Origin of the sequence: Enterobacter soli (assembly GCF_964208575.1) — a bacterium.
In the GTDB taxonomy this organism is placed as follows: Bacteria; Pseudomonadota; Gammaproteobacteria; order Enterobacterales; family Enterobacteriaceae; genus Enterobacter; species Enterobacter soli_A.
Window position 1 is genome coordinate 276,088 of record NZ_CAXOFU010000001.1, and the last position, 25,568, is coordinate 301,655.

General features: G+C 58.6%; 22 protein-coding genes. 12 read left to right on the forward strand and 10 right to left on the reverse strand.

The window, feature by feature from the left end:
- Positions 1-29 precede the first annotated feature (29 nt).
- The 5 genes from AB6V08_RS01355 to zupT all read right to left on the reverse strand — a co-directional run bounded on the left by AB6V08_RS01355 (position 30) and on the right by zupT (position 6,178).
- A complete protein-coding gene (locus AB6V08_RS01355; protein WP_368540882.1) occupies positions 30-1,082 on the reverse strand; it encodes a pilus assembly protein in 1,053 nt (350 codons plus the stop codon).
- A gap of 2 nt (positions 1,083-1,084) precedes the next feature.
- Entirely contained in the window at positions 1,085-1,819 is a 735-nt protein-coding gene (locus AB6V08_RS01360) for a molecular chaperone (protein ID WP_368540883.1), read from the reverse strand.
- Positions 1,820-1,834: 15 nt separating this feature from the next.
- The gene (locus tag AB6V08_RS01365) at positions 1,835-4,363 is read right to left on the reverse strand and encodes a fimbria/pilus outer membrane usher protein (protein WP_368540885.1); all 2,529 of its coding nucleotides are present in this window, start codon (positions 4,361-4,363) and stop codon (positions 1,835-1,837) included.
- Between the two features lie 79 nt (positions 4,364-4,442).
- A complete protein-coding gene (locus AB6V08_RS01370) occupies positions 4,443-5,018 on the reverse strand; it encodes a fimbrial-like protein (protein ID WP_368540886.1) in 576 nt (191 codons plus the stop codon).
- A gap of 386 nt (positions 5,019-5,404) precedes the next feature.
- Positions 5,405-6,178: a zinc transporter ZupT gene (gene zupT / locus AB6V08_RS01375; RefSeq protein WP_368540887.1), complete on the reverse strand. Its 774-nt coding sequence runs from the start codon at positions 6,176-6,178 to the stop codon at positions 5,405-5,407.
- Between the two features lie 196 nt (positions 6,179-6,374).
- Here zupT and ygiD point away from each other — a divergent pair, with 196 nt between their 5' ends.
- Positions 6,375-7,163, forward strand: coding sequence for a 4,5-DOPA dioxygenase extradiol (gene ygiD, locus AB6V08_RS01380; RefSeq protein ID WP_368540888.1), 789 nt, complete (start codon positions 6,375-6,377; stop codon positions 7,161-7,163).
- A gap of 82 nt (positions 7,164-7,245) precedes the next feature.
- On the opposite strand, the gene AB6V08_RS01385 is transcribed toward ygiD, so the two are convergent.
- The 3 genes from AB6V08_RS01385 to tolC form a co-directional block, all read right to left on the reverse strand.
- Complete coding sequence (locus tag AB6V08_RS01385) at positions 7,246-8,406, reverse strand: glutathionylspermidine synthase family protein (RefSeq protein ID WP_368540889.1); 1,161 nt, start codon at positions 8,404-8,406, stop codon at positions 7,246-7,248.
- Positions 8,407-8,408: 2 nt separating this feature from the next.
- Entirely contained in the window at positions 8,409-9,074 is a 666-nt protein-coding gene (locus tag AB6V08_RS01390) for a DUF1190 family protein (protein WP_368540890.1), read from the reverse strand.
- Positions 9,075-9,279: 205 nt separating this feature from the next.
- Positions 9,280-10,758 (reverse strand): outer membrane channel protein TolC, encoded by a 1,479-nt coding sequence (gene tolC, locus AB6V08_RS01395; protein WP_368540891.1) that lies wholly within the window; start codon positions 10,756-10,758, stop codon positions 9,280-9,282.
- A gap of 196 nt (positions 10,759-10,954) precedes the next feature.
- Between tolC and nudF the strand changes: the two genes are divergently transcribed.
- The 5 genes from nudF to parE are packed head-to-tail and all read left to right on the forward strand — an operon-like array spanning position 10,955 to position 15,363.
- A complete protein-coding gene (nudF, locus tag AB6V08_RS01400) occupies positions 10,955-11,587 on the forward strand; it encodes an ADP-ribose diphosphatase (RefSeq protein ID WP_368540892.1) in 633 nt (210 codons plus the stop codon).
- On the forward strand, positions 11,584-12,006 hold the full coding sequence (locus AB6V08_RS01405) for a DUF1249 family protein (protein ID WP_003862516.1): 423 nt from the start codon (positions 11,584-11,586) through the stop codon (positions 12,004-12,006). Before nudF ends, AB6V08_RS01405 begins: the two co-directional genes overlap by 4 nt.
- A gap of 27 nt (positions 12,007-12,033) precedes the next feature.
- Positions 12,034-12,861, forward strand: a complete 828-nt coding sequence (cpdA, locus tag AB6V08_RS01410) for a 3',5'-cyclic-AMP phosphodiesterase (RefSeq protein WP_368540893.1) — start codon at positions 12,034-12,036, stop codon at positions 12,859-12,861.
- On the forward strand, positions 12,861-13,442 hold the full coding sequence (gene yqiA, locus AB6V08_RS01415; RefSeq protein WP_368540895.1) for an esterase YqiA: 582 nt from the start codon (positions 12,861-12,863) through the stop codon (positions 13,440-13,442). The genes cpdA and yqiA overlap by 1 nt, the downstream gene beginning before the upstream one ends.
- Before the next feature lie 28 nt (positions 13,443-13,470).
- Entirely contained in the window at positions 13,471-15,363 is a 1,893-nt protein-coding gene (gene parE / locus AB6V08_RS01420; RefSeq protein WP_368540896.1) for a DNA topoisomerase IV subunit B, read from the forward strand.
- 102 nt (positions 15,364-15,465) lie between these two features.
- On the opposite strand, the gene AB6V08_RS01425 is transcribed toward parE, so the two are convergent.
- Positions 15,466-17,607: a TonB-dependent siderophore receptor gene (locus AB6V08_RS01425; protein WP_368540897.1), complete on the reverse strand. Its 2,142-nt coding sequence runs from the start codon at positions 17,605-17,607 to the stop codon at positions 15,466-15,468.
- Positions 17,608-17,993: 386 nt separating this feature from the next.
- Here AB6V08_RS01425 and AB6V08_RS01430 point away from each other — a divergent pair, with 386 nt between their 5' ends.
- Genes AB6V08_RS01430 through AB6V08_RS01450 form a run of 5 tightly spaced genes read left to right on the forward strand, consistent with a single transcriptional unit; the run spans position 17,994 to position 22,668 of the window.
- A complete protein-coding gene (locus AB6V08_RS01430) occupies positions 17,994-18,803 on the forward strand; it encodes an ABC transporter ATP-binding protein (RefSeq protein ID WP_368540898.1) in 810 nt (269 codons plus the stop codon).
- Entirely contained in the window at positions 18,800-19,783 is a 984-nt protein-coding gene (locus tag AB6V08_RS01435) for a FecCD family ABC transporter permease (protein WP_368540899.1), read from the forward strand. Before AB6V08_RS01430 ends, AB6V08_RS01435 begins: the two co-directional genes overlap by 4 nt.
- Positions 19,780-20,820 (forward strand): FecCD family ABC transporter permease, encoded by a 1,041-nt coding sequence (locus AB6V08_RS01440; RefSeq protein ID WP_368540900.1) that lies wholly within the window; start codon positions 19,780-19,782, stop codon positions 20,818-20,820. The genes AB6V08_RS01435 and AB6V08_RS01440 overlap by 4 nt, the downstream gene beginning before the upstream one ends.
- Before the next feature lie 13 nt (positions 20,821-20,833).
- Complete coding sequence (locus tag AB6V08_RS01445) at positions 20,834-21,784, forward strand: iron-siderophore ABC transporter substrate-binding protein (RefSeq protein ID WP_368540901.1); 951 nt, start codon at positions 20,834-20,836, stop codon at positions 21,782-21,784.
- Positions 21,781-22,668, forward strand: a complete 888-nt coding sequence (locus tag AB6V08_RS01450; RefSeq protein WP_368540902.1) for a MurR/RpiR family transcriptional regulator — start codon at positions 21,781-21,783, stop codon at positions 22,666-22,668. The genes AB6V08_RS01445 and AB6V08_RS01450 overlap by 4 nt, the downstream gene beginning before the upstream one ends.
- 41 nt (positions 22,669-22,709) lie before the next feature.
- Here the strand turns inward: AB6V08_RS01450 and AB6V08_RS01455 are convergent, their stop codons facing one another.
- Positions 22,710-23,564, reverse strand: a complete 855-nt coding sequence (locus AB6V08_RS01455; protein WP_368540903.1) for an AraC family transcriptional regulator — start codon at positions 23,562-23,564, stop codon at positions 22,710-22,712.
- Between the two features lie 166 nt (positions 23,565-23,730).
- Here AB6V08_RS01455 and AB6V08_RS01460 point away from each other — a divergent pair, with 166 nt between their 5' ends.
- Positions 23,731-25,545, forward strand: a complete 1,815-nt coding sequence (locus AB6V08_RS01460; RefSeq protein WP_368540904.1) for a DUF2264 domain-containing protein — start codon at positions 23,731-23,733, stop codon at positions 25,543-25,545.
- The last annotated feature ends 23 nt before the right edge of the window (positions 25,546-25,568 follow it).

Consider the following 25,568-nt stretch of genomic DNA (forward strand, 5'->3'; position numbering starts at 1 on the left):
GATATCCTGGCTTTTTTGTTTCTGCACGCTTACTGATAGTTAACCTTGATGATGATGTCCCTGCTGAAAGGCCCGGCGATCGGCTCGCTGCCCGGTTTCGGCGTTAGCTCAGCCGTGTAGTCGTGCGTCACGACGGCAGTGGGGTCGCCGCTCTGGTAGGCGGCAAAAGGCAGATAGTTGTTATAGGTAATATCCCCTGCGGCGTTGTCCGTAATGCGCATCAGCAAACCATTCCCCATGTCCAGATGGGTTTCATCGTACAGCAGATCGGTGGTGTAAAAGCTCGTGGTGACGTCGAACTGCTCAGAACAGGCCGCGTTTGAATCGCGGATGGTGGAGATGCTAAAGGGCATCCTGATCCGCTGGCCCTTTGAGAAGGCGTTGTCGAGGATCTGCCCGAAATCCACAATCTGGCTCTCCGGCGAAATCTTCAGGTCCACGCCGCAGTCGAGAAAGTGGATGTTATCCAGCCCGTTGATGTAGTAGCGAAGGTTGTTGGCGGTAGTCGACAGGTTTGCGCCGCCGCCGCCGTCAAACTGCAGGACGTTCACCGAGCCAAAGTCCCAGGTATATCCGGCGGTCGGAGGCACGGCTTTCAGCTTGACGTACAGGCGAAAGCGCGCCGTGAAGGTGACATCCTTCTGCAGCGTGCTGCCGTTACAGTCCGGCTCGTGCCACACCCCGTCATACACCTGCTCGTATTTATCCAGACAGGCGCCGGTATCTACGCCCTGTCCCGCCATGTCGTAATCCACGCCGGCATAGGTTACGCCGAAGGTGAGGTAGGGGTTGTTGAGCACGTAATCGCTGTTAAACGCCGACAGCATCAGCCAGGCGTGAATATTTTCCGTGGTGACGGACTCCGTCCAGCCCGCGGCGTTATCGCAGTAAACGGTGACCACAATGTCCGCCGACTCCCAGATTTTTTGTCCTAATTTGGCGTTGGACGGCACGGTAAAGGGCATCAGGGTGGCGGAAACGCTGGTCTGCCCGCCTTTGCCGTTCTGGTAGCAATCCACCGCGAATGCCGAAGCGTGAAAAAAAGCGCTCAGCATCACCAGGGCGCGAAGAAGGTTAATCATTTTTATCCTCGCTGAGCGGGGGCGCTTTGACAGGCCGTTTCAACCGAGTTGCAGCTGATCTTGAACATATCCAGCCCGCCGTAATCGCTCACAAAGCCAATCTGAAACTGCGCCGGGAGATTTTTCAGAGGCTGCTCAACGCGGCTAAACGGCGCAACCATCACGCTCTCGGCCCCCGGCATGAGCGTTTTCCCGTTGAGGCCGATATACCCGATCGTCATGTGGTAAGGGGTCGGGTTATGGATGCGCATTCCCGCGCCCGTGCGGGAAACCACCACGTTCTGCACGGGCAGCGAGTCCTCCGTTTTTAGCTCGATATTTTTAGGGCGAAAAAAGAGCTTGAGCCGACTTTGCATCGCGATTTGCACCACGTTTTTTCCCTGGGCCTTCGGCGGGATCTCCCGCACGTTGTAGAAAAACAGCGTTTCTCTGTCCTGCGGCAGCTGGTTGAGATCCGCCAGTCCCATGAGCCGCACCTGCGCCTGTTCGCCCGGCTCGATTCGCTGCATCGGCGGAAGCGCGGAGATAAAGCTGCGCGTTTTCCTGCCGCTGCTGTCTTCAATCCATGACTGGGCGAGGTAAGGATCGCTTTTGCTTTGGTTGTTCAGGCGCATCGACACGCTTTTTTCCGAGGCATTGAAGATAAGGCGCGTTCTGTCCGGGGAAACAACCGCTGACGCCGCGCCGCTCAGGAGCAGCAGGCAAAGTAATCCGGTTAGGCTTTTGCTGTATTTCATGGTCTTCATCCTGAATTAGCTGGTGGTATTGCAGGGTAAAATAATGGCGCTCTCGCTGATGTTGCTTTGGTTCGGCGGCGAGATTTCGCAGGCCTTGCCTGCCCAGGAGAGCCGCAGCGTGCTGTTTTCCTGAATGCCGCTGAGATAGACAAAGCCGTCCTCGGCGATGATCCCCACCTCTCTGCCCGAAGAGGCGTCCGTCACGCTGATGCCCAGCGGCGGGAAGTGGCCCTCTGGCGTGCGCACGACGCCGACAATCTGGTAGCCCGTGGTGGCGTTTAGCCGCGCGTAGCCTATCGCGCCCTGCGTCAGCGTGGTGCGGATCGCCGAGGTATTGATGTCCACCCCCTCAGGCAGCTTGCTGCTGTCGACGCGCACCGTAGCCGGGGTGTAGCAGGAGAGCGACGGGACTACGGCGATCCCCATGCTGTTGGTGACCGTGCGGGCGTTGCTCACCTGAATGCCCGGCACGCCCTCGGCATCCACCATCATGCGGGCGTTATCGGACGGGCTATGGTCATGCAGCGCCATGCCGTAGCGCGTGGCGGTGAACGAGCCGTTCCATCCCACGTTGGCCGCGTTGTAATGACGAGGCTGAACGCTGCCGCTGAGGCTCATGCGGCCGTAAGGGGAATAGTGCTGGAAACCCGCGCGCAGGGAAGGTTCGCCGTTGCCCACGTCGTTTTCCGTGGCCGACGCCGACAGGTTCCAGGCGTTGTTTCTGTCTGAGGAATCGTACCAGGACGCCATGTGGGAAGGGGTATGGCTACCCGTCCGCTGATAGCCGTACATCAGGCTGCGGCCCTGCTCCAGCGGCAGGGTGAACGAGAAATAGAGCTGGTTTTCTTCTTCGCTGCCCCAGTGAACGCGGCTCAGGGACAGCGAGGTGGATAGCCCCTTCAGGCTGCCCATCGCGAAATTCCGGCTAAGGGAGAGGGCGTAGTGGGTGCTGCTGTTTGCGTTCCAGTAGGTGTTGCGGGTGACGTTGAGATACGCATTCAGCGCCAGCGCGTCGACGTACTGGTTGAAGGAGACAACGTAGCTCTCCTTTTCGTTATTCGGCGTGGCGCTGCCGTTGCGGGAGGCCAGATACTCGCTCATTGAGACATACTCCTGGTCGGAGAAGCGATACCCGGAAAAGGTGACCTGGCTGCCCGTGGACTCAAAGCGCCGCGCGTAGTTCGCGCGGTAGCTCAAGCCGCGCTGTTTCTCGCTGCTCTGGCGCAGGCTGGCCTGGGCGCCCGTGATATCAATCGAGAAGGAGCCAAAGGCGTTCAGGTTAAAGCCCACGCCGGTGGTCAGCGCCTGATAATCGTCGGCGGTGAGCAGGGCGCCTCCGTAAAGCGACACGTTCCCCGTCCAGCCCCAGGAGGCTTCCCCCGTCCAGAACGGCGGATCAACAATGTCGTTGCGCCCGGTAGTGGTGGGCTTGCCCACCGACGTTTTGTAGCGAACCTGGCCCTGCCGCGTGAGGAAGGGAATCGACGCTGAACCTACCTGGAAGGTACTCTTGCGCCCGTCCTCCTCTTCGACTTCAACATCGAGCTGGCCCTGATAGGTTTCCCCGAGGTCGGAAAGCGTGAAAGGCCCGGGGGGAACGGTGGCCTGATAGATCACGCGGCCCGACTGGGAAACGGTGACTTTGGCGTTGGTTTGCGCGATGCCGGTAATTTGCGGGGCGTAGCCCTGCAGGTCCGGCGGCAGCATGCTTTCGTCGCTCTCCAGGGAGGCGCCGGTAAAGTGGAACGTATCGAAAATGTCGGAGCTCAGGTCATATTGACCCATGGAGAATTTGGCGGCTAATGAGGGGATCGGGCGATAGAGCCAGGTTCTCGCCAGGCTGCCGTCCGCGTTGACTGACTGACCGCTAATGAAGTTCTGGTTGTACTGGAAATCCGAGCGCAGGCGCCATGCGCCAAGGTTGAAACCCCACGTCCCGTAGGCGCTCATGTTCTGGCTGGTCTTTCCGTCGCTGGGGTGGTACTGGCTGGCATAGAGGTTGTAGTCCAGCAGCATCCCCGCCACGCCTTCATCCCAGTATTCCGGCGGCGTCCAGTTTTTAGCCTGATATTTCAACCACGCCTGCGGCACCACAAGCGTCAGCACCATTGTGGCTCTATTCAGCGAATAGGTCAGCTCAGGTTTACCGCTGAGATCCAGGCAACGGCTCTCGTTTAGCGCATTAAGCGTGGCGATAAACGCCTCGCTCAGGCCAAAATCTGCAAGCTGCTCCCGCGTGAGGCACAGCTGTGAGCCATTTTCACCTTCGGTGGCGAACCAGGTCATCGTGGCCGGAAGGGGAAGCCTGTTTTTATTAATCTGAATCCGGACCAGGTAACTGCCGGGAGGAATATGTCCCTTCTTTTCAAACTGGGAAATATCAATATTTTCTCTGTCTTCAGCGTCAATCATATCGGTGTTGAATTCAACAGCCGTAACGGAAAACGGAAATATCGCCGCATAGAGAAATACGGGCAGTGAACGTTTTATTAGAACGGATAATTCGCCGATAAAATATTCAGGTAAAATACGCACAGAATACATCCCTTTTAACTAAGCATTCTCATACGGCCGGTAGCGGGCTACCGGCTGAAACTAATAAGAAAGCGAGCGCTTAAAGGGATTATTTGTAATCTAGGACGTAGTTTGCCTGCGCTTGTACTGAGCCTGGCGTAACGGTGCTGCCTGCGACAGGTTCCATACGCGCCTTAAAGGCTAATTCCTGGGTCGCATTCGCGTTGGCGAAATTCACCACGACAGGGGTGCCCAGAACCACTTTATTGCTGTTGCTGTCCAGCAGGCGCACGCCCACGCCGGTGGCGCCGCCGAGCGAGCCGTCAAGGGAGTTTTTCATCAGGCTGGTGTCGGTGCCGTCCGTCGCGGAAGAGGTAAAGGTCACTTTGACCTTATCGACGGTGGTGGTGGTTTCACCGGTGGTGGTCGTTAAAATACAGTCTTGAAGATGAATACTGACATCGACCGGAGTGGAGCTATTACCGCTGTTCAGAACGCTGTCAGAAACATTGCCTAATTCCACGGTCTGATTCAAATCACTGGAAGCAATAGAGCACGGTGCGCTAATAACACTGCCGGTAAAAGTAATTGTCCCTGACCCCTGGTTATCGGCAGCGGAGGCATTATATGCTATTCCGGATAACAGCGTTGTTGTCAGAAGCGTTAAGAGAGTTTTATTACGCATAATATAATCCTTTATAATCGACCTTGAATATCCATTGCTCGGGCAATGAACTGTGAGTAGGATATTTTCGAATTACCTGCTGGATAATAATACTACGAAGGGGAATCTATCACTGTAGATAGGGGAATGCATTTTAGTTTTAGTTAAAGTGTCATTAAATCGATTTGAATAAATACAGATAAGCTATTGAAGTGGAGGATTTTTGTTTAATTCCTTCGCTTTCATTGATTTCAGGGATAAGAATAGATTTTTGGACGTAATATTTTTGGAATATAATATTATATTTCAAGTGAATGCTATGGGGGTAAATAATGGGTTGTTGTATACAAAAAATAGATAAGCGACGGAATAAAAGGGCGCTAAATATATATAGCGCCCGTTAAGAATTAACCAATACCCGCCGTCTGTAATAATACGAGGCTCAATCCCATCACCGACATACCGCACAGCACGCCGTAGCTCGGGTTGTTATTTGGGTCAATTTCCTTGGCCAGGGGCATCAGCTCATCGACGGAAAGCGCGACCATAATTCCGGCGACGGCGGCCATTATTGCCGCCATCACCACCGGCGAAACCAGGCTTCCGAGGATCAGCCAGGCCAGCACGCCGCCCAGAATTTCGGCCATCCCGGAGATCCCCGCCCAGAATACCGCCGTGCGTTTTGAGCCGGTGGCCGCATAGACCGGCCCGGCGACGGCAAGTCCTTCAGGAATATTGTGCAAGGCCACCGCGAGGGCAATCCCGAGCCCCATCTCCAGATTGGCGCTGGCCGTCACGTAGGTGGCGATGCCCTCGGGAAAGTTGTGCAGGCTGATGCCAAGCGTAAGCAGGATGGCGGTGCGTTTGATGTTGCGCGGCAGCGGCGTCACGCTTTTTTGCATCAGATCCTGCGGGTGCGCGTGCGGGAGCATACGATCGAGCGCAAAGTAGCCCAGAAGACCAAACACGAACATGCCGTAACCCAGCACGGGCAACATGCCTTCCGCCGCCAGCGCCGCGGGGAGCATCTCCATCAGAGAGATCAGCAGCATGATCCCGGCGGCAAAGCCGAGCGAAAATGCCAGAACGCGGTTCGACGGTTTCTGACCAATCACGCCCAGGATCGCGCCGATAAAGGTGGCTGCGCCCGCGAGGATGGTCAGGAGAAGTGGGACGGACATGTATCGCTCCTTTTGATAATGATTATCATTTATACTAATGAATCATCTTCTGCAAAGCGAGAGGCGGCCCCGCCTTTTACAGATTCCTTACATTCAAAATTCCTGATGATGATCTTCATGCTTATCAGCGTTCATCCTGGCCGGATTGCGCGTAATGTAGACCTATCAAAATGACACCTTATGTAAGGATATCACCATGACTTCTTCTCGTATGCCAGCACTGTTTTTAGGCCACGGCAGCCCAATGAACGTTCTGGAAGATAATGTCTACACCCGCACCTGGCAGCATCTGGGTGAGACATTGCCGCGCCCGAAAGCGATTGTGGTGGTTTCCGCACACTGGTTCACCCGGGGTACGGGCGTCACCGCGATGGAAGCGCCGAAAACTATCCATGACTTTGGCGGCTTCCCGCAGGCGCTGTACGACACGCACTATCCGGCTCCGGGCTCACCCGCGCTGGCGCAAAAGCTGGTAGAGCTGCTCGCGCCTGTCCCGGTGACGCTCGATAAAGAAGCCTGGGGCTTTGACCACGGCTCATGGGGCGTGCTGATCAAGATGTACCCGAAGGCGGATATTCCGATGGTGCAGCTGAGTATCGACAGCACTAAACCCGCCGCGTGGCACATGGAGATGGGGCGCAAGCTGGCCTCCCTGCGCGATGAAGGCATCATGCTGGTGGCGAGCGGAAACGTGGTGCACAACCTGCGCACGGCGCGCTGGCACGGTGAAAATACGCCGTATCCGTGGGCGACGTCCTTTAACGAGTTTGTGAAGCAGAACCTGACCTGGCAAGGCCCGGTAGAGGATCATCCGCTGGTGAACTATATGGATCACGAGGGCGGTTCGCTCTCGAACCCGACGCCGGATCACTATCTGCCGCTGCTCTACGTGCTGGGCGCGTGGGACGGTCAGGAGCCGGTCACTATTCCGGTGGACGGCATTGAGATGGGCAGCCTGAGTATGCTGTCGGTGCAGATAGGGTGAAAATAGGCCGGGTGGCGGCTTCGCCTTACCCGGCCTACAGGTCGTGCGTAGGCCCGGTAAGCTTAGCGCCACCGGGCAAGTCTTACTCCACGAAAATATGCGGGTAGAACCGTGACAAATCCTGCGTGATCAGCGCGCGGTCTTCGCGGATGCCAATCCCGGCAGGCTGGTCGTTGATGAGCCAGCTGCCAATCAGGGTATAGCTGTCGCCAAACTTCGGCAGCGGATAAAACTCCTGAACAATCATCCCCTCTTCGCCGTATGGCCCTTCAACCGCTTCCAGCGTTTTGCCGTTTTCGATGATCGACACGTTAGCCCCTTCGCGAGAGAAGATAGGCTTCACAACGTATTTGTCCATCGGCGGGAAGTCGTCTTCCGCGAAGTAGGCTGGCAGCAGGTTAGGATGGTTCGGGAACATCTCCCACAGCATCGGCAGCAGCGCCTTGTTAGAGATAATGCTCTTCCAGGCCGGCTCCAGCCAGCGCACGCCGGCGTCTTCCAGCTTGGTCGAGAACACCTCGCGCAGCATGTATTCCCACGGATAGAGCTTGAACAGGTTGCTGATCACCTGATCCTGCATATCGGTGAACTGGCCTTTTTCGCCCAGGCCAATGTCCTCGATGTAGAGGAACTCGGTGGCGACCTCGGCTTCCGCTGCGCAGTCCTGCAAATACTGCACGGTGCCACGGTCTTCTTCCGTGTCGCGGCAGCAGGCGAGGTGCAGCAGGTTAAAGCCGTGCTGTTCACGCAGTTCGCCGAAGCGCTCAATCAGCTTTTCCTGCAGGCTGTTGAACTGGTCGCTGCCTTCCGGCAGGTTTCCGGCGTTGGCCTGATCTTCCAGCCAGATCCACTGAAAGAATGCCGCTTCGTACAGAGAGGTTGGCGTATCGGCGTTGTTTTCGAGAAGCTTAGGTTCACCCACGCCGTCCCACGCCAGATCGAGGCGCGAATAAAGCGAAGGCTGGCTGGTCTTCCAGGACTGGCGAACAAAGCTCCAGGTGTGCTTAGGAATGCGGAATTTCGCCATCAGCTCGTCGCTGTCGATGACCTTTTCCACCACCTTCAGGCACATCTGGTGCAGCTCAGCGGTGACCTCTTCCAGCTTTTCAACCTGGGCGAGAGTGAGCTTGTAATAGGCGTCTTCACACCAGTACGGCTCGCCGTACATGGTGTGGAAGTTAAAGCCGTATTCGGTCGCTTTTTCGCGCCAGTCCGGGCGCTCGATAATACTGACTCGTTCCATGATCAGCCGCCCATTGAGCGAGTGGAGGAACCGGTCGCGCTGCGCTGCATAGAGGTTTGTTTAGCAACGGAATCGCCAAAGCCACCGCGGGTGATGGTGCTGGTGGTGGCAGGCTTCGGCGCCATCGCCGTTTTCGGCACGGTCATGGTACGGCCCGGCGTAGCTGCGCCGTAGCCTTTGCCGCTGGCATCGGTGTATTTACCGTAAGCCGGGCTGTTCGGATTTTTAGAGCTGAACAGCGGCTGCTGCTGATAGCCCGCACCGCCGCCCATCATCCGGCCCATCATGTAACCGGCCATCAGAGGCATCCAGAAGCTGCCGCTGGACTGCGCCTGCGCCTGGTTTTCCGGCGCCATACCCGCCTGGGCAGGCGCCTGCTGGCACTGGCCTTCGCCGAACTCAGCGATACAGTCTTCGCGGGAAGCGTACTTCGGCGCGGTGCGCTCTGCTTCTTTCAGCGCGGTGTTGTACGCGGTGGTACATTCCGCGGTTTTACCGGTGGCAGCAGAACAGTCGTCCGCGTTTTGATACAGAGATACCGTTTCATCGCTCTGTTCGCAGCCCGCAAGCATAAAGACCGCGGTGATCGCGAAGGCGACGGGAGTGAGGTGACGCGCGTTCCAGCTTTTGCGGAACGAAGCGTGATTAATCGTTTTTGTCCGTTTCATTTTTGTCTTCCAGGACCCAGTGGTAGAACGTGATAAATAAGGCTCAGAATAGAGGATGAGTGGTCGAAAATGAAGCTAAGAGGGGATGAAACAGGGGGATCTTTACGTTGGCTTACGTTCGGATGTGATTTCACGCCGGGTGGCGCTGCGCTTACCGGGCCTACGGTGAAGTAGGCCCGATAAGCAAAGCGCCATCGGGCAAGACTTAATTACGGAACGGGTTGCTGCCGCTGCTGGCTGGCGTAGCGGTACGTGCAGTCGCTGGCTGTGCCGCCGGGGCGCTGCTGTCGCCGCTGAAGTTATCGACCGCCGCATCCTGCTGAGGATTTTCTGGCGCGACGCTTTCAGGCGACGTAGAAACCGGTTTGCCGAGCGTATTGTTCAGCGCTTGCAGATCCTGCTCGTTCAACGTACCCAGCGCTGATTTGATGTTCAGCTGGTTAATCAGGTAGGTGTAACGTGCGCTGGAGAGCTGTTGCTTCGCGTTGTACAGCGTGGTGGTCGCATCCAGCACGTCAACGATGGTACGCGTACCCACGGAGTAACCCGCTTCCATCGCGTCCAGAGAGCTTTGTGCAGAGACAACGGCTTGTTTATACGCGTTGATGCTGCTGACGGACGCGTTGACGTTGTTGAAGGAGGAACGCACGGTCTGCACCACGTTGCGGTGCGCGCTTTCCAGCTGCTCGCTCGCGCCAACAAAGTTGTACTGCGCCTGTTTAACCTGGGAGTTCACCATTCCGCCTTGGTACAGCGGCAGGGAGAAGCTCAGGCCAACCTGGTTCTGACCGACATTTTTGTCGTCATACGCCGCGGTGTTGGTTTTAGAACCGCTGTAGCTGGTATCAGATACGCCGGTAGAGGCGCTGAGGCTCAGGGTTGGCAGGTGGCCGTCCTGCGCCTGACGAATCTGCTCGCGAGCCAGATCCTGGTTCAGACGGGCTTGTAAGAGCGTCAGGTTGCGGTTTTCAGCTTCTTTCAGCAGCGCGTTAACCGCCTGCGGTTTGTCAGTTTTGAAGCTGTCGACGTTCAGCGAGGCCAGTTCCGGGTAGTAGTTACCGGTGACCTGACGAAGAGATTCCAGCGCGTTATCAAGGTTGTTACGCGCGCTGACTTCGTTTGCCAGTACGCTGTCGTACTGTGAACGGGCGTTCTGCACGTCAGTAATCGCTACCAGACCCACGTTGAAACGCTGGGTGGTTTGATCCAACTGACGATAAATCGCTTGTTTCTGCGCTTCGGTGTAGGAGAGCGAATCAATCGCGCTCAGAACGTTGAAATACGCCGTTGCGGTGTCCAGAATCAGCTTCTGCTGATCGGTCTGGTAGGTGACGTCCTGAATACCTGCACTCTTTTCCTGCAGGCTCAACGCACGCCATTTAGACATATCAAACAGGGTTTGCGTTAACTGCAGCGACGCGCTGGTGGCGTTAGAGTTAATGCCATTGTTGTCGCGGAAACCGTTACCGTAGGTGTAGTCTGCACCTAATCCCAGCTGCGGCAGCAGGGGACTACGTGCTTCGTTAATCTTTTCAAACGCAGCATCACGGTCGGCCGCTGACTTACGGAGATCAGGGTTACCCAGACGTGCCTGCTGATAGACCTGTAACAGGTTCTCTGCCTGGCTTATTGCGCTGAAGCCCGTCAGGCTCAGGCCGATAAGGATGGGGAGCAATTTCTTCATTTGCATTCCTTGTTGTGAAGCAGTATTAGCGCTGATCTAATTTAAAAAAATAATTGGCGATTCTAACAGAATCTTCCACACCAAAAGGTTGGCGTTACGTGCCATCCGGCTGTATTTTGCACCAATCTATCATATAGCCTTACAAACAGCCTTGAAATTCATGATTTCTTCACTATTTAAGAGCAGGACATGACTCATGCAAAAACCAGAGAAGTTGCCAGTGACTTTCGCCAAAAACGATGTAGAAATTATTGCACGAGAAACGCTATATAGCGGTTTTTTTTCAATGGATCTTTACCGTTTCAGGCATCGTCTGTTTAACGGCGAAATGAGCGGTGAAATCCGTCGCGAAATTTTTGAGCGCGGTCATGCTGCAGTCTTGCTACCCTTTGACCCAGTGCGTGACGAAGTTGTGCTGGTCGAACAGATTCGAATTGCCGCTTACGACACCAGCGAAAGCCCGTGGCTGCTGGAGATGGTGGCCGGCATGATCGAAGAGGGCGAGTCGGTAGAAGACGTCGCGCGTCGCGAAGCGCTGGAAGAGGCCGGACTGGTTGTGGGTCGTACGAAACCCGTGCTGAGCTACCTGGCAAGCCCGGGCGGCACCAGCGAGCGCTTATCTATTATGGTTGGTGAAGTGGACGCCACGACGGCTGAAGGAATTCACGGTCTGGCAGATGAAAACGAAGACATTCGGGTTCATGTGGTAAGTCGGGAGCAGGCTTACCAGTGGGTAGAAGAGGGGAAAATCGACAACGCAGCGTCTGTCATCGCCCTGCAATGGCTGCAGCTGCACTATGAGAGATTACGAAACGAGTGGAAAAAATGAAGCGTTATACACCTGACTTCCCAGAAATGATGCGCCTGTGCGAAACCAACTTCGCACAATTGCGCCGCCTGCTGCCGCGAAACGACGCGCCCGGCGAAACGGTAAGCTATCAGGTGAGCAACGCGCAGTATCGGTTAACGATTACAGAATCAACGCGCTACACTACGTTGGTGGAAATTGAGCAAACGGCTCCCAGCATCAGCTACTGGAGCCTGCCGTCAATGACGGTGCGCCTGTACCACGACGCGATGGTCGCTGAAGTGTGTTCAAGTCAGCAGATCTTTCGCTTCAAGGCGCGGTATGATTATCCTAATAAAAAGTTGCATCAACGCGACGAAAAGCATCAAATTAACCAGTTTTTAGCCGACTGGCTAAGATATTGTTTAGCACATGGAGCAATGGCGATTCCGGTTTGTTAGCGTCATAAACCTACCTAAGGACACCATTTGGAAAGCCTGTTGAACCTGACTGTTGCTGGTGGGGCGCCAGTCAGGATATTACAAATCACCGATACTCACCTGTTTGCCGAAAAGCATGAAACCCTGCTGGGGGTGAATACCTGGGAGAGCTATCAGGCCGTACTGGGCGCAATTCATGCTGAAAACCGTCCGTGCGATTTGATCGTCGCGACGGGCGATCTGGCGCAGGATCAATCCTCCGCGGCCTACCAGCATTTTGCTGAAGGGATCGCGAGCTTCGACGTACCTTGCGTCTGGTTGCCGGGAAATCACGACTTCCAGCCTGCGATGTACGGCGCGCTGCAAGAGGCGGGCATTTCCCCTGCAAAAACAGTCATCTGCGGCGACCAGTGGCAAATCCTGCTGCTCGACAGCCAGGTCTTTGGCGTGCCGCACGGCGAACTGAGCGATTTTCAGCTGGAATGGCTGGAGACCAAACTCGCTGCCGAGCCGCACCGCCACACGCTGCTTTTACTCCACCATCATCCGCTGCCCGCGGGATGTAGCTGGCTCGATCAGCACAGCCTGCGCAACTCTGCGGCGCTGGACAGCGTTCTGGTTAAATTCCCGCGCGTAAAAAATCTGCTCTGTGGGCATATCCATCAGGAACAGGATCTCGACTGGAATGGCCGCCGCCTGCTGGCGACGCCCTCCACCTGCGTGCAGTTCAAACCCCATTGCGCCAACTTTACCCTGGATACCATTGCGCCGGGCTGGCGCTGGCTGGAACTTCACGCCGATGGCACGCTGACCACCGAAGTGTGCCGTTTGCCGGGGGCGCAATTTCGCCCGGACACCGCTTCAGAAGGCTATTGATGTCGACGCTTCTTTATTTACACGGGTTCAACAGCTCGCCGCGATCCGCGAAAGCCACCCAGTTTCGCGCGTGGCTGAGCGAGCATCATCCGCACATCGAGATGATTATCCCGCAGCTGCCGCCTTACCCGGCTGATGCCGCACAGATGCTGGAGTCCATCGTTCTGGAACACGGCGGGGAATCCTTTGGCGTTGTCGGGTCCTCTCTGGGCGGCTATTACGCCACCTGGCTGTCGCAATGCTTCATGCTGCCTGCGGTCGTGGTCAACCCGGCGGTGCGGCCATTTGAGCTGTTACGGGACTTTCTCGGGCAAAACGAGAACCCCTACACCGGACAGCAATATGTGCTAGAGTCACGCCATATTTACGATCTCAAAGTTATGCAGGTCGACCCGCTTGAAGCGCCGGATCTTATCTGGCTGCTGCAGCAAACGGGAGATGAAGTGCTGGATTACCGCCAGGCAGTGGCGTATTACGCATCCTGCCGCCAGACTATAGAAGAGGGCGGAAACCATGCTTTCACGGGCTTTGAGGATCATTTCACCCAGATTGTCGATTTTCTTGGACTGCACAGCCTCTGACAATCAATGCGAATTGCTAGCTTAAATCATGACGCAAACCTATAACGCTGATGCCATTGAGGTACTCACCGGGCTTGAGCCGGTTCGCCGCCGCCCGGGGATGTACACCGATACCACGCGCCCAAACCACCTGGGCCAGGAAGTTATTGATAACAGTGTGGACGAAGCGCTGGCAGGCCATGCCAAACGCGTTGACGTGATCCTGCACGCCGATCAGTCGCTGGAAGTCATCGACGACGGGCGCGGGATGCCGGTGGATATCCACCCGGAAGAGGGCGTCCCTGCTGTTGAGCTGATCCTGTGCCGTCTGCACGCGGGCGGTAAATTTTCCAACAAGAACTACCAGTTCTCCGGCGGCCTGCACGGCGTGGGGATCTCCGTGGTTAACGCCCTGTCTAAGCGGGTGGAAGTCAACGTTCGCCGCGACGGCCAGGTCTATAACATCGCGTTTGAGAACGGCGAAAAAGTGCAGGATTTGCAGGTTGTCGGCACGTGCGGCAAGCGCAATACCGGCACCAGCGTCCACTTCTGGCCGGACGAAAGCTTCTTCGATAGCCCACGCTTTTCCGTTTCTCGCCTGTCGCACCTGCTGAAAGCTAAAGCGGTGCTGTGCCCGGGCGTGGAAATTCATTTTAAAGATCACGTTAACAATACCGAACAAACCTGGTGCTATGCCGACGGTCTGAACGACTACCTGTGCGAAGCGGTGAACGGCCTGCCGACCCTGCCGGAAAAACCCTTTGTCGGCAATTTTAACGGCGACACCGAAGCGGTGGACTGGGCGCTGCTGTGGCTGCCGGAAGGCGGCGAGCTGCTGACCGAAAGCTACGTTAACCTGATCCCGACCATGCTCGGCGGGACGCACGTTAACGGCCTGCGTCAGGGCCTGCTCGACGCGATGCGCGAGTTTTGCGAATACCGCAACATTCTGCCGCGCGGCGTGAAGCTGTCGGCGGAAGATATCTGGGATCGCTGCGCCTACGTGCTCTCGGTGAAGATGCAGGATCCGCAGTTTGCCGGTCAGACGAAAGAGCGTCTGTCTTCCCGCCAGTGCGCGGCGTTCGTCTCCGGCGTGGTGAAAGACGCCTTCAGCCTGTGGCTGAACCAGAACGTCCAGTCAGCGGAAATGCTGGCAGAGATGGCGATTTCCAGCGCGCAGCGTCGTCTGCGTGCGGCGAAGAAGGTGGTGCGTAAAAAGCTGACCAGCGGCCCTGCGCTGCCGGGCAAGCTGGCGGACTGCACCGCGCAGGATCTCAACCGCACCGAGCTGTTCCTCGTGGAAGGTGACTCGGCGGGCGGTTCGGCCAAACAGGCGCGCGACCGTGAATATCAGGCGATCATGCCGCTCAAGGGCAAGATCCTCAACACCTGGGAAGTCTCCTCCGATGAGGTGCTGGCGTCCCAGGAAGTGCACGATATTTCGGTGGCGATCGGCATCGATCCCGACAGTGAGGATCTGAGCCAGCTGCGCTACGGCAAGATCTGTATCCTCGCGGATGCGGACTCCGACGGTCTGCACATCGCCACGCTGCTGTGCGCGCTGTTCGTGAAGCACTTCCGCACGCTGGTGAAAAACGGCCACGTCCACGTGGCGCTGCCGCCGCTGTACCGTATCGACCTCGGCAAAGAGGTGTATTACGCGCTGACGGAAGAAGAGAAAGCGGGCGTGCTCGAGCAGCTCAAGCGCAAGAAGGGTAAGCCGAACGTGCAGCGCTTTAAAGGGCTGGGCGAGATGAACCCGATGCAACTGCGTGAAACCACGCTGGATCCGAACACGCGCCGCCTGGTGCAGCTGACGATCAGCGACGAAGACGAACAGCAAACCAACGCCATGATGGATATGCTGCTGGCCAAGAAGCGTTCGGAAGACCGACGTAACTGGCTGCAGGAGAAGGGCGATATGGCGGATATTGAGGCCTGATGCCCCCTCACCCCGGCCCTCTCCCCAAAGGGGAGAGGGTGTTCAATTTCCCTCTCCCCTTTGGGGAGAGGGTTAGGGTGAGGGGAACACCCCGCACTGACATCAAAACTCCATCTTCACCGTAAACTGCACTTCGCGCGGATCGCCAATCTGGTTGCCCAGGTTGTTGGTCGCAATAGAAGAGGTGTAGTAGGTCTTATCAAACAGGTTTTTCACGTTCAGCTGCAGCGTCACCGGATAACGCAGTTTCATCTTGTACGCCGCAAACGCATCCGCAACCACATAGCCCGGCAGATAATAATCCGCACCGTTGGTGGCCGAGCGACGGCTCACGCCGTGCCCGCCGCCGCCGAGCGTCAGGGTATTTCCGGCAAACGCATTCTGAATATCGTAGGTCAGGAACAGCGAGCCGGTGTGGCGCGGCACGTTTGGCAGCGGCTTGCCCGCGTAATCCGGATCTTCCAGCACCTTCGCGTCGGTATAGCCGTAGCTGGCAATGATGTTGGTGTTCTCGGTCAGCGACCCGGCGAGATCCACCTCCACCCCCTGCGAACGCACGCGCCCCGCGGTTTTGGCGATGGTTTCATCCCCGATGCTCTCGGTGTAAAGCACGTTGCGCTTGTGAATATCAAACAGCGCGATATTGGCGGTAATCCCGTTGAACAGGTCAAACTTCGCGCCGATTTCGTAGGCATTGGACGTTTCCGGCGGCAGGTCGCCAATGTAGCTGGCGATTGAGGACTGCGGCATAAACGTCTGGGAGTAGTTGGCGAACAGCGACACGTTCGGCGTCAGCTTGTAAACCAGACCGAGCTTCGGCGTCCACTGGTCGTCGCGGCTGTCGGTGTTGACGTTAAACGGACGGCCTTTGCCCGCGTACTGGGTGTAGTACTGATAGCGCAGCCCGGCCACGGCGATCCACTTGTCCGTCAGGTATAAAGCGTCCTGGGCATAGGCGGAGTAGCTCTCCTGCTTGATGGTCTGATCGCTGTCCGACGCCGACACGGTGGTGCATTTGCCCAGGCTGCCGTAGCTCGGGCTGTAGATATTGAAATCCTTGACGTTCTTACAGCGGATCATGTCGGTGCGCAGCAGATCGTAATTCTCATACGACACGCCGGTGAGGATCTCGTTGTAGAAGCCCGCGATATCCACGTTCCCCTGCAAATCCGCGCGGGTGGAGTGCATCCGCTGGGCCGAGCCCTGGGTGGCATCCACGCGGCGGGTCAGGTTCCCGGTTTTCGCGTCGTAGGCCATCACGCGCGCCTGGTTATCGCTGTATTTATCCTGGCTGAAGCTGTAGTCAAATTTTGCCGTCCACTGGCTGCTTAGGCGGTATTCCGCGTTCAGCTGGGCCAGATCGGACTGCCCGTCGGTAACGTTAAACGGCTCGTCAAAGCGGGTTTTCGGATCGACCTTTACCGGCTGTTTGGTGTTGAGATCGAAGATCGTCCCGCGATCGAACGGCGTTTTGTAATCGCGGTGGGAATAGAGCACGGTCACGGTGGCGTCGTCGCCAAACCATGTCAGCGACGGGGCGATAAAGGTGCTGCGCTCGGTGCCGAAATTGCGCCAGTAATCTTCATCCTGATACTCGCCCGTCAGGCGGTACGCCAGACGCGTGCCCTCAATCGGCCCGGTAACGTCAAGCTGCCCGGTGCCGCCGCCAAAGCTTGAGGAGGTGGCAGAGATGGAGCCGCCGAAGGTGGTTTCCGGGCGCTTCGTTACCACGTTAATCAGGCCGCCCGGATCGAGAATGCCGTACAGCGTCGAGGCTGGGCCTTTCAGCACTTCCACCCGCTCGGTGGCGGCGTTAAAGCTGCGCGGCAGCACGGTGCGCAGACCGTTGGTCATGATCGAGCCGTCACGGTTGGCGCCAAATCCGCGGCGCACGAACGCATCCTGGGTGCCGCCGAGGGTGTTGGTTTGCACCACGTTGCTGACGTTATAGAGCGCTTCGTCCAGCGTGGTGGCGTGCTGATCTTCCAGCACTTTATCGCTGACGGTATTCACCACCTGGGGAATGTCCAGCATCGGCATGTTGGTCAGCGTGGCGGTGGAGGTATTGAGCGGCTGATAGCCGTTTGTGGCATCGCCCGACGCGTTTGGATCGGCGGTGACGGTCAGGGTTTCGCCGTCTTTCGTCGCGGCGGGGTCGGCGGCCTGCACCGCAGGCACCATAAACAGCAGTGAAAAGAGCGCGCGCCCTTTTACCCCAGAAAGAGAAGGTGTGAACTTAGCCATTACATCTGTTTTCCCGAAATATTCTGCGCCTGAGCGGCCGCAGAAAAATGTGTGAGTCATTGCCCTTAATGCTCTGCCCGTTAGCCATTTCAGGCATCGGGCATGTAATTGAGAATCATTCAAACATGCGGAAATGTAGTAGTAAATGGAAAAAGTAAAAAATCGACTACAGCGAGAAAAGGTTTCTGTGAAATGCACGAGTAAACATTTAACTAATTGATATTTATCTATTTAAATTTAATGTTTGTTTAGTAGTACAGCCGGTTTATCCCTGGGTTTTGCAGGGTGTTTATCCGCTTGACTACTACATGGCGGGGCGGCAAACTTTCAAAAGAGAATGAGTTTTATTTTTATTTGTCCGTTTTTTTTATTAAGTTGGCATTCACGTGGCTCATAACACGACAAAGCCGGGGTTGGTTCTGCAAAACCTCTCCGCTGGCTATCAGAAAAAAATCATCGTTGATGATATTTCCCTTGCGATCCCCCAGCAGAAAATGACCGTCCTGGTGGGCGCGAACGGCTGCGGAAAATCCACGCTGCTCAGTACCCTGGCGCGACTGCTTCGGCCGCTTGGCGGCAGCGCGCTGCTGGACGGAAAAGCGATCCACGATCAGCCCACCAAAGCGATTGCGCGCAGCCTCGGCATTCTGCCGCAGTCCCCGCTGCTGCCGGAAGGGCTCACCGTTTTTGAGCTGGTCTCCCGCGGGCGGTTTCCCTGGCAAAACGTCATGCGCCAGTGGACGGACGAAGACGAACGCGCCGTGGACGAGGCGCTGCGCTTAACGGGCACGGCGGAATTTGCCCATCTGCCCGTCGAAAGCCTCTCCGGCGGGCAGCGCCAGCGCTGCTGGATAGCCATGGCGCTGGCGCAGCAAACCCCGTACATCCTGCTGGACGAACCCACAACCTATCTCGATCTCCGTTATCAGGTGGAGATCCTCGAGCTGCTCCACGCGCTCACCCGCGAGCACGGGCGCACGGTGGTGGTGGTGCTGCACGATCTGAACTTCGCGGTGAACTATGGCGATTCGCTGGTCTTTTTACGTCAGGGAAAAGTGCAGGGCGTGCTGCACGAAGGGGACGCCTGCACGCCGGAGCTGATCAAAGCGGTGTTCGACGTTGACGTGCATATGTCGATTAACCCGCTGACGGGCAAGCCGTTCTTTATGCCGTTTCGCCAGGCGGCAAAACCGTGATGCGCACCTCTCTGGCGTTTACGCTCTTTGCGCTGCTGCTGCTTGCCGGCGCGATTGTGCATCTCGGCACCGGCGCGCGCGTTATCGCCCCGCAAACCGTGGTGCAGGCACTTATTCATTTCGATCCGCGCAATTTCGACCATACCGTCATCATTCGACTGCGGCTGCTGCGTCTGGAGGCGGCGCTCGTCACCGGGGCGGCGCTTGGCGTGGCGGGCGCGCTGCTGCAGTCCGTTATCCGCAATCCGCTGGGCGAGCCGCACATTCTCGGGCTGAACGCGGGGGCGGCGCTGGCGGTGGTGCTCACCAGCGCGCTGGGGCTCTCGCTGCCGTTTGGTCGTCCGCTGATTGCCGCCAGCGGCGCCGCCGCGCTGTTCCTGCTGGTGCTACTGTTCTCCTCCGCCGGGCGCAGCGGGCTTACGCCGATGAAGGTGACGCTGTGCGGCGTGGCGCTGTCGTCGTTTGCCTCTTCCATTACCGCTGCGGTGCTGATCCTCGACGAGCAGACGCTGCTCGCCATGCGCACCTGGCTGGCGGGGGATCTGGCCGGGCTTAGCGGCGAGACAATCCGCGCCGCCGCGTGGATTGCCGGGATCGGCTTCGCGCTGGCGCTGTGGCTCTCGCCCTCGCTCAACATGCTGGCCCTGGGGGATCGCATGGCGCAGGGGCTGGGCGTTTCCCTGCTGAGAACCCGCCTGTTCGCGCTGCTGGCGATTGCGCTGCTGTGCGGCGCGGCGGTGTCGATTGCCGGGCCAATCGGGTTTATTGGTCTGGTGGTGCCGCAGCTGATCCGTCGTCTGGTGTCGGTGGATTTACGCGTGATGGTGCCGCTCTGCGCCCTGTGCGGCGCGCTGCTTCTGCTGCTGGCGGATATCGCCGCCCGCACGCTGTTTATGCCCTACGAGCTGGCGACCGGGGTGATGACCGCGCTGGTGGGGGCGCCCGTCTTTATCCTCATGGCGTCGAGGTTCTTCAAATGAGCCGGGCAGGGCTGCACGCGCTACGCGCCGGGCCTTTCTCCCTGCTGGTGCGCCCGCGCGCGCTGGCGATGGTGGCGCTGTTCCTGCTGGCGGCGCTGCTGGCCCTGGGCGTAGGCCTGAGCCACGGCTCGCTGCCCATTCCCGCTTCCGCCGTTGGCCGGGCGCTGTTTGCCCCGGAAAGCCTGCCTGCGGATCTGCGCTACATCGTGCTGGATATTCGCCTGCCGCGCCTGCTGATGGCGCTGCTGTGCGGCGCGATGCTCGGCATGGCGGGGGCGGCGATGCAGTCCATTACCCGCAACGGCCTTGCCGATCCGGGGCTAATCGGCGTGAAGGAGGGGTGTAGCGCGGCGGTGCTGCTGCTGATATTCCAGTTTCCGGCGCTGAGCCTGTTCTGGCGTCCGGCGGTGGGGATGGCGGGCGGCCTGCTGACCGCGCTCGCGGTGGTCGCGCTGGCGCGGGATATCTCCCGCCCGCGGTTTATTTTGACGGGCATCGGGGTGTCGTGGGCGTTTGCGGCGGCGATGGGCGTGTTCATGACCACCGCCGACGTGCGCGATGTACAGACCGCGATGCTGTGGCTGGCGGGAAGCCTGCACGCGGCGAACTGGACGCTGGTGGGCGTGGCGGCGGCCTGGGCCGTTCCCGCCTGCGCGCTGCTGCTGTTTACCGCCCGGGCGGCGGATGTGGCGCTGCTCGGCAACCAGACGGCCGCGGGACTGGGCGTGCGCGCGTCCCGGCTGGCGCTGCTGCGCGTGCTGGCCCCCGTGGTGCTGACCGCCGCCTGCGTGTCCTGCGTGGGCAGCATCGGCTTCGTCGGGCTGATTGCCCCGCACATTGCGCGCGCCCTGCTGCGCGGCGGGCAGACGGCGCTTCTTTCGGGCAGCGCGGCGCTGGGCGGGCTGCTGGTGCTGGTGGCGGATAACGTCGGTCGGCTGGCGTTTTTACCGCTTCAGCTGCCTGCGGGCATTGTGATTTCGCTCATTGGCGGGCCGTTTTTCCTGCTGCTGCTCTGGCAGCGCCGGGACAGATTTTAATAAGGGGATAGTGATGCGTTTACTGATTTCGATGCTGCTGCTGGTGGGCTTTTCGCTGAGTGCCGCCGAGCCCACGCGGACCTTTACCGACGATCTGGGGCGCAAGGTCGTCGTCCCGGCTCACCCGCAGCGGATTGTCTCCCTGCACGATCTGGATATCACCATTCCGCTGATCGAGCTTGGCGTGCCGCCGGTGGCCAGCCACGGCCGCACCCGACCGGACGGCAGCCACTTTATCCGCTCCAGCGGCATGTTGACCGGCGTCGATTTCGATAATTCCGCCATCAAATTTATCGGCACGGCGGATATCGATATCGAAGCCATCGTCGCCGCAAAGCCGGATCTGATTATCACCGAGCCGACCCGCAATACGCCGATCGAACAGCTGGAGAAGATCGCCCCGACGGTAAGCATCGATCATCTGGACGGCGGCGCGCCGGAGATTTACCGCAAGCTGGCGCAGCTGACGGGCACCCAGGCGCGGCTGGCGATCCTGGAACGTCGCTATCAGGAGCAGATTAAGGCGCTGAAGGCGACCATTGATACGCGCAAAATCAGCGTGTCGGTGATACAGGCCAATCAGGGCAAAATTACCGCGATGCACAGCTATCACTCGCTGGGGCGCGTGCTGCGCGATGCCGGGTTCACCTTCCCGCCGCTGATCGAAAGCATCCCGGACGGCGGGCGCATTGACGTGAGCGCCGAGCGCCTGCCGGAGCTGGACGCTGATTTCGTGTTTGCCACCTGGCGCGGCGATACGGGCGGCAAACCCCAGGACGAGCTGGCGGCGATGGATGCGGTCATGCCCGGCTGGTGCCAGTTCCTCAACGCCTGCCGCAGCGGGCGCTACGTCTTAATTTCGCGGGAAGAGGCGATCTCCAACTCCTTCGCCTCTTTAGGGCTGATGGCGGCGCAGGTGCAGTCGCAAATTGCCGGGCGTCCGCTGCCGGAGGCGTCCCGATGATCCGCAAAGACAAGACCCGGGTGGATGTCTACGGCGACCGGTTCCGCTCGCGTGTAAACCAGCTTTCGCCGCGCCTGCTGCAGGTGGCGCGCTACATCAATGAAAACCGCGAAGCGGTGATGGAGCAGACGGCGATGGAGATTGCCGGGCAGCTTAAAACCTCGGACGCCACCGTGGTGCGGGCCATTCAGGCGCTCGGCTTCGCCGGGCTGCGGGATCTGAAGCAGACGCTGGAGCAGTGGTTTGGCCCGGTAGTCACCTCCAGCGAGAAGATGTCCACCACGGTAAACACGCTGACCAGCGACGTGAATGCGAGCATTGATTTTGTGCTGGAGGGGCATCAGCACACCTGTGAAGTGCTGTCCGAGCCGGGCAACCGGTATGCGATGGCGCAGGCGGTTTCGCTGCTGGCCCAGGCGCGGCAGGTGGGGATTTTTGGCATTGGCGCATCGGGCATTCTCGCGGAATACACCGCGCGGCTGTTCAGCCGCATCGGCCTGCCCGCCATCGCGCTTAACCGCACCGGGATAGGCCTTGCGGAGCAGCTGATTGCGCTCCAGCGCGGCGATGTGCTGGTGATGATGGCGCAGAAATCCGCCCATCGGGAGGGGCAGACCACCCTGCGCGAAGCGAAGCGTCTGGGCATTCCTACAATTTTGCTGACCAACGCCACGGATTCGCGCTTTAGCAAAGAGGCGAGCGTGGTGATCCACGTCCCGCGCGGCGGCGAGAAGGGCAAGATCCCGCTGCACGGCACGGTGCTGCTGTGCCTGGAGATGATTATTCTGTCGGTGGCCTCCACCGAGCCGCAGCGCACCATTAAGTCGATGAAGCGGATTAACGAGCTGCACCGCGGGCTAAAGCCGGGGAAGAAGAGCGGTTGAACCCCTGCCGCTTAATTCTGTAGGCCGGGTAAGGCACACCCTTAGCCCGCCCCATGATTTTTTCGGTACTGCAAGGGCGTCTCTCCGATGCCCTTTTTAAATGCGCTGATAAACCACGTCACGTCTGAAAACCCCACCCGGGCGGCGATGTCGCGCACGCTGGCGTCGGTGTGCAGCAGGCACTCGCACGCCTTGCGCAGCCTGATGGTGTTCAGGTAGTCGTGAATTTTCTCGCCCGTTTCGGCGTGGAACTTTCGCGACACGTAGCTGCGCGATTTCCCCAGCTCTTCTGCCAGGGCGTCGAGGCGAAACTTCTCCTGATAATGCTCGTCCAGCCAGAACATCACCTGGCTGGCGATGCCGTGGCTGCTGCCGCGCGTGCCGTCGTCGTGGTCGGGAAGCATGGCAAACAGGCTGATCAGCAGGCTGGCGATAAGCTCGCTGTTCAGCGGCTGCGCGCTGGCGCGCTTTGCGTAGCAGCCGAGCAGATGGTCGATATGCGCGTGGCTTTCCGCGACGTCCACCACCCAGGCCTCGCCGCCCCGGCGGGAAAGCGTCTGCAGCCGATGCAGGCTTTGCGGGAAGTCGCGCAGTATTTTCAGCACCGCGTGGGGATCGAGATGGATAATGGTGCGCCGGTAAATCGCCTCGGCCTGCTCGTCCACCATCACCTTGTGCAGGGTAAACGGCGGGAAGAAAAACAGCCGCCCGGGGCGCATGGTGTAGTGGCGGTTATCGACAATCGCCACGCCGAACCCCTCTTCGACGTAAAGGATCTCCAGACACTGGTGCCAGTGGTGATAGCGCACGGTGTTGGCAAACAGGCGGCTGAACGACGCAATGGCGTTGTTTAAGGTAATCAGCTCCAGATAATCGGATTTTGGCGTATCGCGCATAGTGCAATAAAACTCAACTTTTCCCCGTCCGTTCGTATTTATAAACCACCTTTTTAAATTTTCTCAACTGCGGGTTTATTGAACGTTGTTAGCTGTGACGCGGCTAACATTTCTCCACCGCCCGGATTCACTATTCTTTGCCGCAGTTGATGACGAGGACAAACCTATGTCGGCGGTAAATAAAGAAAAATCAAATCCATTGTCTTCCCGCCAGGATCTGGTGGCGGCGCTAAACGCGATGCTGGGGGCGCTGGACAAGCAGTTTCCCGAAGGCCAGTCGCGCTTTTCCCTGGGCGATACCTGCGCCCACTACGCGACGGATATCGCCCAGATGGAGGGGCTTTCCCGGGCGCTGTGGGGGCTGTTCCCGCTGATGGCGTCCGGCGACGCTATGCCGTTTAGCGAGAAATACATTGCGGCCATTAAGCAGGGCACCGATCCGCAAAGCGCAGGCTACTGGGGAGAAACCGCGCCCTACGATCAGCGACTGGTGGAGATGGCGGCCTACGGGCTGGGGCTGGCGCTGTTGCAGGATAAGCTCACGGCGCACTTCACCGAGCGCGAACTTTCCAACCTGCACGCCTGGCTGAACCAGATTACCGGCGCGCAGATGCCGGACAGCAACTGGAACTACTTTGCGATTATGGTTCAGCTCGGTTTTAAGCGCGCCGGGCTGCCCTATGACCAGAGCGCCATCGACCGCCGCTTTGGGATGATGGAGGCCTACTACCTTGGCGACGGCTGGTATTCCGACGGGCCGGGGCGTCCGAAGGACTATTACATCTCGATGGCGTTTCACTTCTACGGCCTGATTTACGCCACCCTGAGCGGGGACGAGGCGAGGGCTAACGTCCTGCGCGAGCGCGCCCGCCTGTTCGCCGACGATTTTATCTATATGTCCGCCGCGGACGGCGCGTCGGTGCCGTTTGGCCGCAGCCTGACCTACCGCTTTGCGATGGTCGCCTTCTGGAGCGCGGTGGCGTTCTCCGGGCTGGAGGTGTTCACGCCGGGGATCGTGAAGGGCATTGTCCTGCGCCATCTGCGCTGGTGGCAACAGCAGCCGATCGCCGATCGCGACGGCATTCTGACCCTCGGGTTTGCCTATCCCAACTTGGCGATGTGCGAAGACTACAACTCCCCCGGCTCGCCGTACTGGGCGCTGAAAACCTATCTGATTCTGGCCCTGCCGGAGTCGCACCCGTTCTGGCAGGAAGACGAGCAGCCGCTGCCCGCGCTGGCGGAGAAACGGGCAATCCCGCACGCCCAGCAGATCCTGATGCACGCCGAGGACTCCGGGCACGTCACCCTGCTCACCGCCGGGCAGCTTGAGCTGAACAACTACGTCAACACCGAGGCCAAATACACCAAATTTGCCTACTCCAGCCGCTTTGGCTTCACCATCGAGCGCGGGCGCTTTGGCCTGAAGCACGCCGCCTGCGATTCAACGCTGCTGCTGGCGGACCGGGATGACTATTACCGCGGTCGCCGCGCGTGCGAGGCGGTGCGGGTGGATGAAAACTACATTTTCTCGCGCTGGTCGCCGTGGCGCGACGTGCATATCGAGACCTGGCAAATTCCCTTCGGCGAGTGGCATCTGCGCCTGCACCGCATCAGCAGCGACCGCGCCCTGCAAACCGTGGAAGGCGGGTTTGCGGTGCTGAAGGCCGACCACCGGCTTCAGGAGGGCGGCTGTTATCTGGCGGCGGCCAACGGCTACAGCGCGATTGTCGACCTCTCGCCGCACCTGTCGCGCGAGCCGGACAGCATCGTCACCCCGCCGAACAGCAGCATTATGTTCCCGGAGTGCGCCTCCATTCCGCTGCTGAAAACCGATATCCCACCGGGGGAAAGCTGGCTGTGCTGCGCCGTCACGGCGGGTGAAAAACAACAGCGAACGGTAGCGCCGCAGGTAAACATTACCCAACACCAGGTCGTTATTCGCGACCCTGAAAACGAACGCCAGCTGTCGTTCACATTATAAAAACTCTGACCCCTACACGTCGG

Coding starts and splice junctions, on each gene's coding strand:
- AB6V08_RS01425 (WP_368540897.1), bottom strand. CDS start 17,607: ATGGCTAAGTTCACACCTTCTCTTTCTGGGGTAAAAGGGCGCGCGCTC.
- AB6V08_RS01405 (WP_003862516.1), top strand. CDS start 11,584: ATGAAGCGTTATACACCTGACTTCCCAGAAATGATGCGCCTGTGCGAA.
- AB6V08_RS01360 (WP_368540883.1), bottom strand. CDS start 1,819: ATGAAATACAGCAAAAGCCTAACCGGATTACTTTGCCTGCTGCTCCTG.
- tolC (WP_368540891.1), bottom strand. CDS start 10,758: ATGAAGAAATTGCTCCCCATCCTTATCGGCCTGAGCCTGACGGGCTTC.
- yqiA (WP_368540895.1), top strand. CDS start 12,861: ATGTCGACGCTTCTTTATTTACACGGGTTCAACAGCTCGCCGCGATCC.
- AB6V08_RS01355 (WP_368540882.1), bottom strand. CDS start 1,082: ATGATTAACCTTCTTCGCGCCCTGGTGATGCTGAGCGCTTTTTTTCAC.
- AB6V08_RS01450 (WP_368540902.1), top strand. CDS start 21,781: ATGATCCGCAAAGACAAGACCCGGGTGGATGTCTACGGCGACCGGTTC.
- AB6V08_RS01445 (WP_368540901.1), top strand. CDS start 20,834: ATGCGTTTACTGATTTCGATGCTGCTGCTGGTGGGCTTTTCGCTGAGT.
- AB6V08_RS01365 (WP_368540885.1), bottom strand. CDS start 4,363: ATGTATTCTGTGCGTATTTTACCTGAATATTTTATCGGCGAATTATCC.
- AB6V08_RS01385 (WP_368540889.1), bottom strand. CDS start 8,406: ATGGAACGAGTCAGTATTATCGAGCGCCCGGACTGGCGCGAAAAAGCG.
- parE (WP_368540896.1), top strand. CDS start 13,471: ATGACGCAAACCTATAACGCTGATGCCATTGAGGTACTCACCGGGCTT.
- AB6V08_RS01455 (WP_368540903.1), bottom strand. CDS start 23,564: ATGCGCGATACGCCAAAATCCGATTATCTGGAGCTGATTACCTTAAAC.
- nudF (WP_368540892.1), top strand. CDS start 10,955: ATGCAAAAACCAGAGAAGTTGCCAGTGACTTTCGCCAAAAACGATGTA.
- AB6V08_RS01440 (WP_368540900.1), top strand. CDS start 19,780: ATGAGCCGGGCAGGGCTGCACGCGCTACGCGCCGGGCCTTTCTCCCTG.
- AB6V08_RS01370 (WP_368540886.1), bottom strand. CDS start 5,018: ATGCGTAATAAAACTCTCTTAACGCTTCTGACAACAACGCTGTTATCC.
- AB6V08_RS01460 (WP_368540904.1), top strand. CDS start 23,731: ATGTCGGCGGTAAATAAAGAAAAATCAAATCCATTGTCTTCCCGCCAG.
- zupT (WP_368540887.1), bottom strand. CDS start 6,178: ATGTCCGTCCCACTTCTCCTGACCATCCTCGCGGGCGCAGCCACCTTT.
- AB6V08_RS01390 (WP_368540890.1), bottom strand. CDS start 9,074: ATGAAACGGACAAAAACGATTAATCACGCTTCGTTCCGCAAAAGCTGG.
- ygiD (WP_368540888.1), top strand. CDS start 6,375: ATGACTTCTTCTCGTATGCCAGCACTGTTTTTAGGCCACGGCAGCCCA.